This window comes from Caulobacter sp. 1776 (genome assembly GCF_040545685.1).
Classification (GTDB): domain Bacteria; phylum Pseudomonadota; class Alphaproteobacteria; order Caulobacterales; family Caulobacteraceae; genus Caulobacter.
Genome location: NZ_JBEPMI010000003.1, coordinates 1 through 15,741, shown reverse-complemented (window position 1 = coordinate 15,741; position 15,741 = coordinate 1). Strand labels below are relative to the sequence as shown.

Sequence of the window (15,741 nt, the reverse complement as noted above, 5' to 3'; positions counted from 1 at the left end):
TCATCCCGGCCGTAGCGAAGCGGAGAGCCGGGACCGCGACAAGCTCGGCGCTTCCGGCGGTCCCGGATAGCCTCTGCGAGGCTTCCGGGATGACAGTGGGCTAGTACACGAACTTCACCCCCGCCCGATAAAACCGGCCGATCGGATCGTACGACCCCGCCGTCGGGGCGAATTCCGGCGGCAGGTTGTTGAAGACGTTGTTGACCGCGAAATAGGCGGTCCAGACCCCGCTGCTGGTCGGCAGCTTGTAGGCGACGCGGGTGTCGACCAGTGTCTCGGGCTTGATCTTCAGCTGCCGCAGGTCGCTCGCCGCCGTGCTGAGGTCGTAGGACACCTCGCCGGTGTGACGGGCCTGCAGGAACACCGACCAGTCGCCGACGTCGTAGGTGGCCTGGCCGTTCCAGCGCCACTTCGGATTGGCCGCCTCCCCCGCCCGGTTCACAACCGGCGCGCCGGGCGTGATGCTGGTGAAGGTGTCGACATAGCTGCCGATCACCCGGGTGTTCAGCCGCCCCGGCAGGCCGTCGTGGATCGCCGACAGGTCGAAGCCGTAGCTGGCCTCGATGTCGACGCCGCGGGTCTTGAAGGCCGACAGGTTCAGATTGACCAGGTCCACCCCGATCAGCCGCCGGCCGCGTCGCGATAGAGGAACGCGCAGCGGGCCTGGACGCCGGCCGCGCAGTCGTCGATCAACTGCTGCGGCGTGGGCGTGGCGATCGCGTCCTTGATGTCGATGTTGTACCAGTCGACCGACAGCCCCAGGCCCGGCGCGAACGACGGCTGGTAGACGACGCCGAACGTCGTGGTCTCGGCTACCTCCGGCACCAGGTTCGGATTGCCCAGCTGCAGCTGCTTGACGTTGGTCGCCGTCACCCCGCGCACCCGGTCGAAGATCGACACGATGTAGTTGGACTGGCCCTTCTGATAGAGCTCGTAGAGGTTCGGGGCGCGGATGTCCTTGGACCGCGTGCCGCGGAACCGCAGGCCTTCGAACGGCGCGTAGGATAGGCCGACCTTCCAGGTCGTGACCCCGCCGCTGGTGCTGTAGTCGGTGTAGCGGGCGGCCGCGTTCAGCTCCAGCGCCTTGGCCCAGGGCAGGTCCTTGGCCAGCGGGACCACGGTTTCGACGTAGCCTTCCTTGATGTTGTAGCTGCCGGCCTGGGCCTTGGGATTGCCGACCCGGAACGGGCCGGGGCTGTTGGTCACCGGGTTGAAGGTCTCGGACAGCGCGTCGACCTTCTGGTCGAAGCCCTGCTCGCGATACTCCGCGCCCAGGGCCAGCGACACTGGCCCGGCCCAGGTCGAGATCGGCTCGCCCGACAGGTTGAACGCCACCAGGTGCTCGTAGGACTTCTGGATCGCCGCGTTGGTGGCGGTGATGTAGCGGAAGGCGCTCTCGCTGGGCGGATGGTAGCCGAACACGTTGATCGGCAGGCAGCCGTTGCCGGGCGAGGTCAGGCTGGAGCGGCAGACGATCGCGCCGGTCGTCGGGCTGACCACCGCGTCGGCGGCCTCGACGTAGCGGGCCTGCAGCAGGTCGTTGCCGATCTGGAGTTTGCGCTTGTTGTCGCCGCGCTCGAAATAGCCGTCCCACTTCCAGCCGCCGATCTCGCCGTTGATCCCGCCAACCAGCCGGTAGGTGGTGTTGTCGGTGGTGACCTTGCTCTGCGGGATGTCGTTGTCGTAGCGGCCCAGGCTGAAGGTCTGCAGGTTCAGCGTCGTCATCCGGTCGCGCAGCGAGGCTGGCAGGAAGGCGTTGTCGCGACGGATGGTCAAGGCGGTGTTGCCCAGCTGGTTGTGGTACGAGCCGACCTGGTAGCCCAGCGCCACCTTGCCGAAGCTGCCCTCCAGATAGACGTTGGTCTTGGGCGTCAGGTCCCAGCTGCCGCGCAGGAAGGCGATGCGCTTGTCGATCGCGGCGGTCAGCGGCGCGAACTGCGGGATCACCCCGTCGCCGCCGACCATGGTCGAGCCGGTGCGCAGGGTCCCGTAGTTGAACGGGATCGGCTCGCCCGCCGCCGTGAACGTCGTGCCGGCCAGGGCGGTGTTGGTGATCAGCCCGCCGAAATTGGCGTTGGAGACCCGCACCCCGCAGGCGAAGTCGCGCAGGGTGGCCGAGCCGGCCGGCAGGGTGATCACCTGGCAGCTCTTGCGGGCCACGGGGCGGTCCAGGCGCTGATCGACGCCGTTGCTCTTGAAGTACTCCAGACTGCCGATGACGTGGCCGCGCCCGTCGGCGAAGCCCTTCCCATAGGCGAAGTTGTACTTCTGCTCCTGGTCGTCGTTGTAGTTCGAGATCCCGCCCTGGACCTCGCCTTTGAAGCCCTCGAACTTCTTGTCGAGGATGAAATTGACCACCCCGCCGACGGCGTCCGAGCCATAGGCCGCCGAGGCGCCGCCGGTCACGACCTCGACCCGCTCGACAAGAGCCTGGGGAAACAGGTTGGTGTCGACCAGGCCGCTGCCGTCGCCGGGCACGAAGCGGCGGCCGTCCAGCAGGGTCAGGGTGCGGCTGGGGCCAAGGCCCCGCAGGTCGAGATACGCCCCGCCCTGCCCCGACGAGGTCTGGGCGCCGCGCGGGCCGACGGAGTTGTTCAGAGCTGGGATCTGCTTCAGCGACTCGCCCAGGGTGGTCGGACTGCCGCTGGTCAACTGCTCGCTGCCCAGCACCGTGACCGGGGTCGGGGCGGTGAAGCCGGCGCGGGCGACCCGCGAGCCGGTGACCACCACCTCCTCGACCACGTCGCCCTGAGGGGCGGCCTGCGCCTGCACGGCGGCCGGCGCGGCGCCGGCGGTCTGGGCCGCGGCGGAGAAACTCCACACCGTGCTCAAGGCGACCACGGACGACGCACAGGCGCGTTTGATCAGTCGTGACATCGGGATGCCCCTCGAAATGGGCCGGCGACCGGCCGCAAGAGTCCGCTCGCTGCGACCGACGCGGCCTCAGCGGTTAAACAGGAACGCGTTCAGCTACTTACGCGTGGACTGGCGTCAGGCCAGGCGGTCGGCCGCCTGGATCAGGCCGCGGATATAGCCGTAGGCGAAGGCGAAGTTCTCGCCCCGCGCCTCGGGATGGCCGGGGACCTCGGGCACGTGGTCGGGCATCAGCATGCCGTCGTAGCCGACTTCCTTGTAGACCTTGATGGCCTCGACGAAATCGACGTCGCCCTCGTCCGGGAACACCTCGGCGAAGTTGTCGCGGTGGCCCCTGATGTTGCGGAAGTGGACGTTGAAGATCTTCTTCCTGGTCCCGAAGTAGCGGATCACGTCGAAAATCTCCTTGCCCGGATCGCGCAGGTCTTCCGACACTGTCCCCTGGCAGAAGTTCAGCCCGTGATACGGGTTCTCCTTGATGGTGATGAAGCGCTTGAGGCCGTCGACCGTACCCAGCACGCGGTCCACGCCCTGATAGCCGGCAGGCGGCACGCCCGGGTCCTGCGGGTGGCAGGCGATCTTGACCTTGTACTCCTGGGCGACCGGCGCGACGCGCTCCAGGAAGTAGGTGATCCGCTCCCAGAACCGGTCGGCGTCGACCACCCCGGCCCGAGTGAGCGGCGTGGCGGGCTTGGCCTCCGCGAGGTTCCAGGCCGCGTATTCCGCGTCGCCGCGTCCCTTGACCTTGCCGCTGCGCAGCACGCCCAGGATGCTCATATTGTACTTCACGGCCGGGATGCCGGCGGCGGCGCAGTTCCGGATCAGGGTCTGGAAGGCCTCGATGTCGCGATCGCGCTGCGGGTCCTGGGCCAGCATGATCGCCGGGTTCTTCTCGCGGTCGATGTGGGAGGAGGTCAGCAGCACGCTGTCGACCATGTCGACGCTGACGCCGTGCCGCGCGCCCATGTCCTTCAGGGCCTTCAGCTCATCGACGGTCGGATAGATCCGGGCCGGGTCGGCGATCTTGGCGCTGCTGCTGCAGTTGCGCACGCCATAGCGGGCGAAGAAGGCGAAGTGCTCGTCGGTGGCCGGCGGGCTCTGGCAGCCCAGCTTGAACCGGGCGGGACCGCCCTTGGCGGCCGCGGGCCGGACTTTCGGCGCGGCGTCCGCGACGGCCGCCCCCGCGCCCAGCGCGACCGCGCCCAATCCGGCCGCGCCAAGACCTGTCGCCGACAGAAACTTTCTGCGATCCATCGTCTCTCTCCCGCAATCTTCGCCGATCTAAGCCGGTCGTTTTATTAGTGAAGAGACTAGGCGCCGAGCTCGGTTTCTCACCAATGCTAAGGCCGTATCGACACATGCCGGGCGCGCATTGGTGGGGCGTCGTTTGGTTGGCGTCAGGACATCAACCGCAGCAAGGCCAAATACCGTGTCATCCCGGAAGCGCGTAGCGCTATCCGGGACCCAGGGGTCGACGCAATGCGGTTGCCCCTGGGTCCCGGCTCTCCGCGCTACGCGCTCCGGCCGGGATGACACTGAAAAGGGATCTCTCTGATCGTGGTCCAATCCACGCAAGAAAACGGCGCGTCCCCGGAAGGACGCGCCGTGAGTTCCCACAGGCTCCGAGGGTCTAGAACTTCTTGCGCAGGCCGAACTTGTAGGTGCGGCCCAGCGGGTCGCCGGTGAACGGGTCGTAGCCCAGGTCGAGGCGGGCGTAGGACGGGTCCTTGTCGAACACATTGGTGACCGCCAGGGTCGCCGTGGTGTCCCAGGGCAGGAAGACGCGATAGGCCAGGTTGGTCAGAACCTGCTGCTTGATCTTCTTGCCGGCGCTGACCGTCACGCCCGCACCCGTGGTGTCCTTGTAGGCGTTGGCGGCGAACGGCGCGGTGCGCTGGTCGGTGTAGGCGCCGATGTAGTTGACCGAGACCCGCACGTTGTGCGGCCCGATGTTCCACTCGGCGAACACGTCGCCCTTCCACTTGGGGATCGGCACGACGGTGGTCTGGTAGTTCAGCAGGCCCACGGCCTCGAAGGCCTTTTCGACGGTGATCCCCTCCACCTGGGTGGCGCCGACGCTGTACTTGCGGATGTAGGTGGCGTTGCCGCCGACGGCGATGTCGCCGCCCGCCACGTTCTTGAACCGGTAGTCCGCCGAGAAGTCGAAGCCCGAATTCTTCACCGGCGCGCCGTTGATATAGTTGGTGCGCAGGCGCGCGATGCTGGTCGTCGGCGTCGAGCACGAGCCGTTGAACGTGAAGCGCGCCACCAGGGCCGCATAGGCCGGGTCGGCGCAGTTGTTGGCGCCGGCCGCCCCGTTGGGATAGAGCGCCGAGACCATGCCGGCCACCGGCTCGGCCACGATCGGGTTTTTGAAGTCGAAGGCGAAGTAGTCGATGCTGGCCTTGAACTCGCCCGCGTTGAACAGCAGGCCGAAGTTGTAGGTCTTGGCCTTTTCCGGCTTCAGGTTCGGGTTGCCGAAGATGTCCACGGCCCGGAACACGCCCAATATGCCCTGCAGCGAGGTAATCGAGGTGGTCGTGGTCTGCGGGTCCGGCGGGCCGCGGAACGTCGAGCCGGCCGAGGCGCGGACCGCCATCCACGGAAGAGCCTGCCAGCGCAGCGAGGCCTTCGGATTGAAGGTCGAACCGACCGCGCCGCCGTACTTCTCGTAGCGGGCGGCGAACTGGGCCTGGAAGTCGTCGGTGATCGGCACCGACAGCTCGCCGAAGCCGGCCATCACGTCGCTCTGGTTGTCGGCCTCGTTACCGACGCCCAGGAACATGAAGGGACCGTTGCGCTGCGAGCCGGTGCAGGTGGTCACCCCGAAGTCCGGCGTGTTGACGCACGGATTGATCGCGGCGTTGCTGATGTCGTTGTAGTCGGCCTTGAAGTAGCTGCGGCGGTACTGGACGCCGGCGGCCCAGGCGACGTCGCCGCCCGGCAGAGTGATGTTGGTCTTGCCGTTCAGCACCGCCTCGCCGACGAACAGGCGGGAGGACTGCTTGGTCGACAGCTTCTTGAAGAACCAGTCGACCAGGTCCTTGTTGTTGGCCAGGGCCGAATTGTAGGCCGGATTGGCCACGCCGGTGATCGCGTTGCTGGGGATCGCGCTGGCGAACGGGTTGTAATACATGCACTGCCCGACACCGGGCGTACCCTGGATCCCCGGCGTGGTCGGACTGCTGTCGCACAGCGGCCCGCCCAGGCCTTGCAGCGCCAGGGCGAAGCGGTTGACCAGGGTGTCGTAGCCGGTCCGCACGCCCACTTCCTGCGAATAGGTCAGGGCGACGTCCCAACCGATGCCGTTCTCGAACTCGCCCGAAAGGTCCGCCGAAACGCGGAAGGCGTCGAACGATCGCGAGCCGATCGAGGGGCCATAGCCGAACTTCGGATTGCCGCCGAGGCCGAACGGCCGGTTGGCGGCGTTGATGGCTCCGAACGCGAAGATCGAGCTGGGGACCGTCGAGGTGGATCCGTTGACCAGGCTGGTCAGTTGCACGGTCGGATTGGCCGCCATGAAGGCGATCAGGCCCGGATTGGTGGCCGGCACGATGTAGCGGCCCGCGATGGGTGAGGCTTCCGCCGTGGGAACGGCCAGGGCCGCGTAGGACGGCGAGGTGTTCCAGTCGGGCACATCGGTGTGGGAATACAGCAGCTCGGCGTGGAACTTGGTCTTGGCCGACAGGTCCGCGTTGGCCTCGGCATAGGCCTGCACCGCGTTGGACTTTTCGACCAGGTTGTCGAACGGCGTGTAGTGCCAGTAGCAGACCGGCGTCAGGCCCGAAAAGCCGGGGAAGCCGCCCAGGCCCGCGCAGGCCGGGTCGCGCATGCCGCTGGTGGTGCTGGCCAGCGGGATGAAGGTCGAGGGATTGCCGGCGGCCGACCAGCCGGCTTCCGGATTGCTCAGATAGGGCTTGTTGGCCCAGTCGCGGTCGGCGACCGAAAGCTTGGAACGGTGCTGCCAGCCGATGCTGGCCAGGACGTTGCCGTTGTCCCACAGCTTGCCCGCCGTGACATGCAGCCCGTAGTCGCCCTTCGACCCGTCGATGATCCGGTAGTCGCCCCCGACCTCCAGGCCCTCGAAGTTCTTCTTGGTGATGAAGTTGACCACGCCGGCGATGGCGTCCGAGCCGTAGGTCGCCGCGGCGCCGTCCTTCAGCACTTCCAGGCGGCCGATGGCGGCGGCGGGGATGATGTTGGTGTCGACGATGCCCGCCCCGGCCTGGCCGAACGGGTTGATCGCCATGCGGCGGCCGTTCAGCAGCACCAGGGTGCGCTGCGAGCCCAGGCCACGCAGGTTGACCGAGCCCGAGCCTTCCGAGCCTTGGGCGCGGCTGTCGAACTGGTTGGTGTCGCCCAGCACCCCGCTGGACACCGACAAGGCCTTCAGGAGTTCGACGGTGGAGGGCGAGCCGCGCTTTTGCAGCTCCTCGGCGCCGATCACGTCGACCGGCAGGGCCGCGTCCTCGGGCGTGCCCTTGATGAACGAGCCGGTGACGACGACTTCCTCGACCTCGACCGGTGCGTCGTTGTTGGGCTTCTGTTGGGCCTGGGCGCCGGTCGCTCCCGCCAGGGCGACGGCCAGCGCGAGGCATGAGCCTCCGCGCAGGAAGCTGGTTCGTTTCATGGTGTTCCCTCCCTCGATTTGTTCTTTGACTGGCCGCTCGTCTGCGCGGGGGCCAGGGAGTCATTCAGCTTGGCGGCGGTCTCCTGGATGGCGCGAACGCACGGACGCGCGCGGCCGGGTTGGCGCACCGTCCGACACCCCATGGGGAGCGTTCGTTTTCGAAACTTGGTGATGCGCCTGCTGGTGCCGACAAGCCGTGGTTCCCCTTGGGCCGGACGCTTGAAAAGCCACGCATACTGCTTCGATTTCGCAACCGAAGCGGATGCCGATCGCAAAGGTCGAACATCTGTTTCGATGATGCGGTATGTTTCGACGCTGCGTCAACCGTCGCCAGGCCAAGGGGACAGCAAGCGCGTCAACCCGTCGCACTGCTGACAGGTATGGACCTTCGACCGGCTAGGGACGGGTGCGTCGCAACATAAGCTTCGCTAAAGCGTTCGACGGGGGGTTTTCCTTCGGGCTTTGCCCCCCTAAGTGGGAAAACATTGGTCGCCAAGGGCCACACTAACCGGGTTAGAAATTTCATGCGTCTCGCCAAGACCGGCGCTCCTCGGCGTCCTGGCCGGCCTTCTGGCTCGTCTCGCGTCCTGCTTCTCGGAACCGCCGCCCTGGTCGGCGCGAGCCTGTCGGCCTGCACGACGGCGCCGCGCAAGGTCGACGCGCGCCTGCCCGCCGCCTACGAGGCCCCGGCCGGGACGCCGCTGCCGTCGCAGGCGCTGGATCAGTGGTGGACCGCCTTCAACGATCCGGTCTTGAACGATCTGGTCACGACCGCCCTGGCCCAGAGCCCCGACGCCCGCCTGGCCGCCGCGCGGCTGGAAGAGGCCCGCGCCGTTCGTCAGGGCCAGATCCGCCAGATCTACATCCCGCAGACCCCGCTGACCGGCTCGGCCAAGCGCACCGACACCCACATCATCGACCAGAGCGGCACGGGCGGCTTCACCCAGGGCGGGGTCAGCAAGACCTACGCCGCCAATTTCGACGTCTCCTGGGAGCTGGACCTGATCGGCCGTCGCGGCGCGGCCCGCCGCGTGGTCGATAACGACCTGGCCGCCGCCCGCTTCTCGTACGAAGGCGCCCGCGCGGCCCTGGCCGCCAATGTCGCCCAGTCCTATTTCGAGGCCCGCGGCTACGCCGTGCAGCTGCAGGACGCCCGCGAGAACGCCCGCATCGCCGAGAGCCTGTTCAAGGTCTCGGACGAGAAGGGCCGCCGGGGCCTGTCGCCGACCTCGGAGGGCGACCGCACCGCCGCCGACCTCGCCCAGGCCCAGGCCCAGGCCGCCGCCCTGGAAGGCCAGCTGCAGGCCGCGCGCCGCAGCCTGCTGATCCTGGTCGGCAAGGGCGTCGATCCCCTGGCCAGCCTGCCGGTCGAGCCGATCCTGATCACCGCGCCGCCGGTCCCCGCCGCTGCCCCCGCCGAGCTGCTGGCCCGCCGTCCCGACGTGCGCGAGGCCGCCGCCCGCCTGGCCTCGGCCTCGGGCAATCTGAACATCAGCGAACTGGCCCTGTTTCCGACCCTGACCCTGACGCCGGGCGTCGGGGTCTCCAAGTCGATCACCCCCAGCTTCCTGTCGCCGGGAGCCAAGGCCTCGACGACCAGCTCGGCCTGGACCCTGGGCGCGAACCTGTCGATCCCGGTGCTGAACATTCCCAAGCTGATGTCGGACATCAAGGCCGACAACGCCCGCGTCGAGCAGGCCGCCGTCACCTACGAGAAGACCGTGCAGACGGCCTTCGGCGAGGTCGAGGGCGCGCTCGTCCAGCAGGACGCTGACGAGCGCCGCGTGGCCCTGCTGGCCGCCGGCGAACGCCGCGCCGCCGTCGCCTACGAGGCCAGCCGCAAGGGCTACGCCATGGGGCTGACCGACCTGACCACGGCCCTGCAGGCCGAGCAGTCCTGGCGCGGGGCCCGCACGGCCCTGACCGGGGCCCAGACCCAAGCGCTGCAACGCGCCGTCCAGACCTTCAAGGCCCTCGGCGGCGGCTGGTCGCCGCAAGCCGTTCCCAATAAGCCCTCCGCGCAATGAGACCCGCCCCGATGACGACCCGTCACCTGATCGCCACCGCCCTGGTCTGCAGCGCCGTGGGCTTGACCGCCTGCGGCGGCAAGAAGGACAAGGAAGCCCCCGCCAAGACCGCCGCCAGCGCCGCTGCTCAGGCCCGGACGGTCAGCGTCGGCAGCGTCGAGACCCGGCCGCTGGGCGGCGGGGTCGAGGCGTCCGGCCTGCTGGTCTCGCGCGAGGAGGCGGCCGTCGGCTCGGAGCTGACCGGCTACCGCGTCGCCCGCCTCTACGCCGACGAGGGCGACTGGGTCCGCGCCGGCCAGCCCCTGGTCCAGCTGGACGACACCCTGCTGCGGGCCCAGGTCGAGCAGCAGGCGGCCGTCACCGCCCAGGCCCAGGCCGAGGCCAAGCGCGTCGCCGGCCTCGACGGCCAGGGCGTCCTATCCCAGGAGCAGATCGAGACCCGCCGCTACCAGGCCAAGGCCCAGGAAGCGGCGCTGAAGGAGCTGCGCACCCGCGCCTCGCGCATGACCATCACCTCGCCGGTCAGCGGCCGGGTGCTGTCGCGCGGCGTGGCGCCCGGCCAGATCGCCGGCGGCGGGACGACCCCGTGGTTCACCATCGCCCGCGACGGCCTGGTCGAGCTGGACGCCGAGGTCAACGAGGCCGACCTGGCCGGCATCCGCCAAGGCCAGGCCGCCCAGGTCAGCCTGCCCGGCGGCCAGTCGATCTCGGGCGTCGTGCGCCTGATCAGCCCACGCGTCGATAGCGCCAACCGGCTGGGCAAGGTGCGCGTGCGCCTGCCCGTGCGGCCCGACCTGCGTCCCGGCGGCTTCGGCCGCGCCAATTTCGGCGCCTCGGGCGCGCCGGTCACCGCCATCCCGGAATCGGCCATCCGCTATGAGGCCGACGGCCTGTTCGTGATGACGCTCGACAGCAACAATCGCGCCCACCAGACCGCCGTGAAGATCGGCCAGAAGGGCGGCGGCTGGGCCCAGCTGGTGCAAGGCCCGCCGGCCGGGACGCGCATCGTCCTGGGCGGCGCGTCCTTCGTCACCGACGGCGACGTCGTGCGTCCGGCTCCCGTCCAGCAGGCGGCGCGCTGATGGCCGACGAACAGAAGACCCCCGGGCACAAGACGGGCGAACTACGAGTTTCGGCCTGGGCGATCCGCAATCCGATCCCGATCGCCGTGCTGTTCATCGCCCTGATGATCGCCGGCATCGGCTGCTACATGGGCCTGCCGATCAAGCAGTTCCCCAACGTCGAGTTCCCCGCCGTGACCGTGACGGTCACCCAGAGCGGCGCGGCGCCCGGCGAAATGGAGACCCAGGTCACCCGCCCCATCGAGGATGCGGTGGCCAGCATCTCCAACGTCAAGACCATCCGCTCCTCGGTGGTCCAGGGCGCCTCGACCACGACGATCGAGTTCAATCTCGGCGAGGACCTGCAGAAGGTCACCGACGAGGTCCGCTCCAAGGTCGACCAGACTCGCGCCATCCTGCCCAAGGAGGTCGACGAGCCGATCGTCCAGCGGCTGGAGATCACCAGCGCTCCGATCATCACCTACGCCGTCGCCGCTCCGACCATGAGCGCGACCGAGCTGTCGTGGTTCATCGACGACACCGTCACCCGCGCCCTGCAGGGCGAGAAGGGCGTGGCCCAGGTGGCCCGCGTCGGCGGTGTCGATCGTGAGATCAACGTCATCATCGACCCCGACCGCATGGCCAGCTTCGGCGTCACGGCGCCGCAGCTGAACCAGGCCCTGGCCAGCTTCAGCGTCGACGCCCCCGGCGGCCGGGCCAATGTCGGCGGTCGCGAGCAGACCCTGCGCGTCTTGGGCGCGGCCACCACGGTCGAGCAGCTGCGCCAGATCACCATCCCGGTCGCCGGCGGCCGCTACGTCAAGCTGACCGACGTGGCCCAGGTGGGCCAGGGCGCCGAGGAGCAGCGCGGCTTCGCCCGCCTCGACGGCAAGCCCGTCGTCGCCTTCCAGGTGATGAAGACCCGCGACAGCAGCGACGTCGCCGTCGAGGACCGCGTCAAGGCCGCCGTCGACAAGTTGGCCCAGAAGCAGGCCGGGGTCACCTTCGTGAAGATCTTCTCGACCGTCGACGAGACCCGCGCCAGCTTCGCGGCCACCGAGCACACCCTGCTGGAAGGCATGCTGCTGGCCTCGCTGGTGGTGTTCCTGTTCCTGCGCGAGTGGCGAGCGACCCTGATCACCGCCATCGCCATGCCGGTGTCGCTGGTGCCGACCTTCGCCTTCATGGCGATCATGGGCTTCTCGCTGAACGTCGTGACCCTGCTGGCCCTGACCCTGGTCATCGGCATCCTGGTCGACGACGCCGTGGTCGAGATCGAGAACATCGAGAAACGCGTCGCCCGCGGGCAGAGGCCCTTCCTGGCGGCGATCGAGGGCGCCGACGCCATCGGCTTGGCGGTCGTGGCCACCACCTTCACCATCGTCGCGGTGTTCGTGCCGGTGTCGTACATGCCCGGCACGCCCGGCCAGTTCTTCAAGGAATTCGGCCTGACCGTCGCCGTGGCGGTGATGTTCTCGCTGGTCGTGGCCCGCCTGCTGACCCCGCTGCTGGCCGCCTATTTCCTGAAGCCCGCCAAGGACCCGCATCCGCGCAAGGACTTCAAGGGCTTCTACCGCAACGTCCTGGACTGGTCGCTGGACCACCGGATCCTGGCCTGCGTCATCGGCGGCCTGATCTTTATCGGCTCGATCATGCTGGCCGGCTTCCTGCCCACCGCGTTCCAGCCGGCCGCCAACAACAACTACTACTATCTGAAGGTCCAGGGCCCGCCCGGCGCGACCACGGCCGACATGGAGCGCACCGTCCAGTCGGTGACCAGCCTGTTCCGCAAGCGCTCGGAAGTGGCCCACGTCTTCGCCCAGGTCGGTTCGAACATCGGCACCGGCTGGGGCGGCCAGAGCGGGGCCGACATCCGCGACGCCACCGTCACCATCGTGCTGAACGGCGACCGCAAGCAGACGGTCACCGAGATCAAGCAGGAAGTCCGCAACAGCCTGCACGACATCCCCGACGCCCGCGTCAATCTGCTGGGCGACTGGGGCACCTCGGAGGTCCAGACCATCCTGATCTCCGAGGACGGCCCGCTGCTGGAGCGCACGGCCGCCAAGATCGAGCGCGAGATGCAGAAGCTGTCGACGGTCGCCGATCCGCGGCCGTCCTCGCCGCCCAGCGGCCCGGAGATCCTGATCCGGCCCAAGGCCGACGAGGCCGCCCGCCTGGGCGTCAACTCGGCCGACATCGCCGCCATCGCCCGCGTGGCCACGGTGGGCGACATCGACGCCAACGTCGCCAAGATGACCCAGGGCGAGCGCCGGATCCCGATCCGCGTGCGCCTGCCCGCCGACAGCCGCCGCGACCTCGAGGCCCTCGGCGCCCTGCGCGTCCCGACCGCCAGCGGCGGCACGACCCGGCTCGACACCGTGGCCGACCTGTCGTTCCAGGCCGGCCCGGCCAAGATCGACCGTTTCGCCCGCAAGCGGCAGGTGACCATCGAGGCCGACCTCAACAACGGCGCCCAGCTGGGCCAGGCGATGACCGACGTCTCCAACCTGCCGACCATGAAGAACCTGCCCGCCGGCGTCGGTCCGGCCACGGCCGGCGACCAGGAGGCCTTCGTCGAGCTGTTCACCGGCTTCGCGATCGCCCTGCTGTCGGCCGTGGGCCTGGTGTTCGGCGTGCTGATCCTGCTGTTCCGCAGCTTCTTCAAGCCGATCACCATCCTGTCGGCCCTGCCCCTGGCGATCGGCGGCGCGTTCTTCGCCCTGCTGATCACCGGCCAGTCGCTGTCGATGCCGTCGCTGATCGGCTTCCTGATGCTGATGGGCCTGGCGGCCAAGAACTCGATCCTGCTGGTCGAATACGCGATCGAGCAGGAGCGGGCCGGCATGAGCCAGCGCGACGCCATCCTCGACGCCTGCCACGAACGGGCCCGGCCGATCGTCATGACCACCCTGGCGATGATGGCCGGCATGCTGCCCACGGCGCTGGGCATCGGCACCGGGTCGGAGTTCCGCCAGCCGATGGCCGTGGCCGTGATCGGCGGCCTGATCACCTCGACCGTGCTGTCGCTGGTGCTGGTGCCGGTGGTCTACGAGATCATCGACGACATCGAGCGCTGGCTGGCCCCCAAGCTGGCCCGCCTGACCACGCCGCGCGAAGCGGCCGGCCAGGGCGAGGCCATCCCGGCGGATCGTCTGTAGGCCGGTGATCATCCGCCCCTTCCGCCCCGGCGACGAAGACGCCGTCGTCGGGGTGATCCTGCCCATCCAGAGGGAAGAGTTCGGGATCGCCATAACGGCCGCCGACCAGCCGGACCTGGCCGACATCCCAGGCTGGTACCAGGCGGGCGCGGGCCAGTTCTGGCTGGCCGAACTGGACGGCGAGACGGTCGGCACGGCGGCGCTGAAGGACATCGGCGGCGGCGCTGTCGCCCTGCGCAAGATGTTCGTGAAGCCGGCGGCGCGCGGCGCGGTCGGCGCGGCCCAGGCGCTGCTGGACACGGCCCTGGCCCACGCGCGCGACCACGATGTCCAGGCGATCTGGTTGGGCACCACCGACCGCTTCACGGCCGCGCATCGCTTCTACGAGAAGAACGGCTTCACGCTGGTCGAGGCCGAGGCCCTGCCGGCGACCTTTCCGAGGATGGCCGTGGACACGCGGTTCTATCGTCTGGGGTTGGCCAACGAGCTCCCGCCCCTCAGTCCCGCTTGGGCGCGTAGCTGAGCCGGCACACGGTCCAGCCGTCCTCGCGGGCCATCTCGAACTTGCCGCCCAGCTGCTGGGCCATGGCGCGGACGATGCGTAGGCCCAGGCTCTTGGACGTCGCCGGATCGAAGCCCGGCGGCGGGTCCGCGCCGTTGTTGCCGACCGTCAGCCGGTGGGTCAGGCCGGACTGGTCCAGGCTCACCCGCACCTCGCCTTCACCCGCCGCGCCGAAGCCGTGTTCCAGGGCGTTGTTGAAGCTCTCCAGCATGACCAGGGTTACCGGCGTGGCCTGGTCGGGATGCAGGGGCTGTTCGCCGCCCTCCAGGGTCAGGCGCACCCGCGCGCCGGCGGCGGCGGCGGCGCTGGCCAGCAGGGCCTCGGCGAAGGCGCGGAACGGGACGGGCTCGCCGGTGCGGTTGTGCAGTTCGCGCTGGATGCGGGCGATGACCTCGATCCGTTCGCCGGCCTGGGACAGGGCGTGGCGGGCGTCGGCGTCGGCGACGCCCTGACCTTGCAGCCGCAGCAGGGCCCCGGCGACCTGCAGGTTGTTGCTCACCCGATGATGCAGTTCGCGATACAGCAGGTCGCGGCTTTCGGCGAGGTCGCGATAGCGCTCGCGCTCCGCCTCCAGGGCGTCCAGCGCCGTGCGCATGCCGTCGATGAAGAAGATGTCGACCCCGGCCACGAACACGTAGAATCCCAGCGCCACCAGGATCGACAGATCGAACTTGAACGTGTTGACCGGCGGAATGAAGAAGTACCAGGCCGCCGCGCCGCACAGCGCCGCGCACAGCACCCCGGCCCGGAAACCGCCGTAATAGGCCGCGACCACGATGGCTGGAAAGAAGGTCACATAGGGAAAGCCGGGCGGGAACACCGAGGTCAGGGCGAAGCGCAGCAGCACCGCGCCGGCCGCCAGGGCCACGGCCAGGCCGTGGCGCGCCAAGACATTGCCTCTGATCCTGCGGCGTAGATTCACGCGTTCTCGCTCCCGTCCCTACCTCGGTGCTGAGCCTTCCGAGCGGCGCCGTCAAGCCGGTGGCCGACATAGGGCTGGAAACGGAGATTTCTGACCGTGCGTCCTTAAAGGTCGCTCCTGAGCGCGGCCTCGAAGGACGCACGGCATGGCGGCGCCAACACACCCGCTCTCCCCGGCGAAAGCCGGGGTCCAGGTTCATCTGGAGCGTTGGGGGCTGATGCGCCAACAATCTGGTCCAGATGATCAAACGTCTGTGGGGTCGAGCTGGGCCCCGGCTTTCGCCGGGGAGAGCGGATGGGAATGTCCGCTCCCGCCTTCGCGGACGCCCCAAAGCAAAAGGCCCCGGAGTTTCCTCCAGGGCCTTCGCTTAGATCAGATCAGCTGTGTGCTGGGATCGTTCGATTACTCGACGATTTTCGCGACGACGCCGGCGCCGACGGTGCGGCCGCCTTCGCGGATGGCGAAGCGCAGGCCTTGGTCCATGGCGATCGGGGTGATCAGCTC

The 15,741-nt window shown here is 68.8% G+C and carries 9 protein-coding genes and 2 pseudogenes; 4 read left to right on the top strand and 7 right to left on the bottom strand.

Going from position 1 to position 15,741, the window contains the following annotated elements; translation table 11 throughout:
• Positions 1-100: 100 nt before the first annotated feature.
• The 5 genes and pseudogenes from ABIC66_RS08645 to ABIC66_RS08625 all read right to left on the bottom strand — a co-directional run bounded on the left by ABIC66_RS08645 (position 101) and on the right by ABIC66_RS08625 (position 7,882).
• Complete coding sequence (locus tag ABIC66_RS08645; protein ID WP_354069427.1) at positions 101-616, bottom strand: porin family protein; 516 nt, start codon at positions 614-616, stop codon at positions 101-103.
• 5 nt (positions 617-621) lie between these two features.
• Positions 622-2,877 carry a TonB-dependent receptor plug domain-containing protein gene (locus tag ABIC66_RS08640; protein ID WP_354069425.1) on the bottom strand — a complete coding sequence of 752 codons (2,256 nt, stop codon included), beginning with the start codon at positions 2,875-2,877 and terminating at the stop codon, positions 622-624.
• A 114-nt stretch (positions 2,878-2,991) separates the two neighbouring features.
• On the bottom strand, positions 2,992-4,128 hold the full coding sequence (locus ABIC66_RS08635) for a mannonate dehydratase (protein ID WP_354069423.1): 1,137 nt from the start codon (positions 4,126-4,128) through the stop codon (positions 2,992-2,994).
• Positions 4,129-4,296: 168 nt separating this feature from the next.
• Positions 4,297-4,445: pseudogene (locus ABIC66_RS08630) on the bottom strand (hypothetical protein); the annotation flags it as partial.
• A 59-nt stretch (positions 4,446-4,504) separates the two neighbouring features.
• Positions 4,505-7,882 (bottom strand): annotated as a pseudogene (locus tag ABIC66_RS08625) (TonB-dependent receptor).
• A gap of 146 nt (positions 7,883-8,028) precedes the next feature.
• Between ABIC66_RS08625 and ABIC66_RS08620 the strand changes: the two are divergent.
• The 4 genes from ABIC66_RS08620 to ABIC66_RS08605 are packed head-to-tail and all read left to right on the top strand — an operon-like array spanning position 8,029 to position 14,276.
• The gene (locus tag ABIC66_RS08620) at positions 8,029-9,531 is read left to right on the top strand and encodes an efflux transporter outer membrane subunit (protein WP_354069421.1); all 1,503 of its coding nucleotides are present in this window, start codon (positions 8,029-8,031) and stop codon (positions 9,529-9,531) included.
• On the top strand, positions 9,528-10,613 hold the full coding sequence (locus ABIC66_RS08615; protein ID WP_354069419.1) for an efflux RND transporter periplasmic adaptor subunit: 1,086 nt from the start codon (positions 9,528-9,530) through the stop codon (positions 10,611-10,613). Before ABIC66_RS08620 ends, ABIC66_RS08615 begins: the two co-directional genes overlap by 4 nt.
• Positions 10,613-13,753: an efflux RND transporter permease subunit gene (locus ABIC66_RS08610; protein WP_354069417.1), complete on the top strand. Its 3,141-nt coding sequence runs from the start codon at positions 10,613-10,615 to the stop codon at positions 13,751-13,753. Before ABIC66_RS08615 ends, ABIC66_RS08610 begins: the two co-directional genes overlap by 1 nt.
• A gap of 4 nt (positions 13,754-13,757) precedes the next feature.
• On the top strand, positions 13,758-14,276 hold the full coding sequence (locus ABIC66_RS08605; protein ID WP_354069415.1) for a GNAT family N-acetyltransferase: 519 nt from the start codon (positions 13,758-13,760) through the stop codon (positions 14,274-14,276).
• On the opposite strand, the gene ABIC66_RS08600 is transcribed toward ABIC66_RS08605, so the two are convergent.
• A complete protein-coding gene (locus ABIC66_RS08600) occupies positions 14,251-15,237 on the bottom strand; it encodes a sensor histidine kinase (RefSeq protein ID WP_354069413.1) in 987 nt (328 codons plus the stop codon). The genes ABIC66_RS08605 and ABIC66_RS08600 overlap by 26 nt on opposite strands.
• 402 nt (positions 15,238-15,639) lie before the next feature.
• Entirely contained in the window at positions 15,640-15,735 is a 96-nt protein-coding gene (locus ABIC66_RS08595; RefSeq protein ID WP_442856955.1) for an EF-Tu C-terminal domain-related protein, read from the bottom strand.
• Positions 15,736-15,741: the final 6 nt, after the last annotated feature.

What these genes read in the sequence shown, in the direction of transcription:
- ABIC66_RS08640 (WP_354069425.1), bottom strand. Translation starts at nt 2,877, where the DNA reads ATGTCACGACTGATCAAACGCGCCTGTGCGTCGTCCGTGGTCGCCTTG.
- ABIC66_RS08635 (WP_354069423.1), bottom strand. Translation starts at nt 4,128, where the DNA reads ATGGATCGCAGAAAGTTTCTGTCGGCGACAGGTCTTGGCGCGGCCGGA.
- ABIC66_RS08620 (WP_354069421.1), top strand. Translation starts at nt 8,029, where the DNA reads ATGCGTCTCGCCAAGACCGGCGCTCCTCGGCGTCCTGGCCGGCCTTCT.
- ABIC66_RS08615 (WP_354069419.1), top strand. Translation starts at nt 9,528, where the DNA reads ATGAGACCCGCCCCGATGACGACCCGTCACCTGATCGCCACCGCCCTG.
- ABIC66_RS08610 (WP_354069417.1), top strand. Translation starts at nt 10,613, where the DNA reads ATGGCCGACGAACAGAAGACCCCCGGGCACAAGACGGGCGAACTACGA.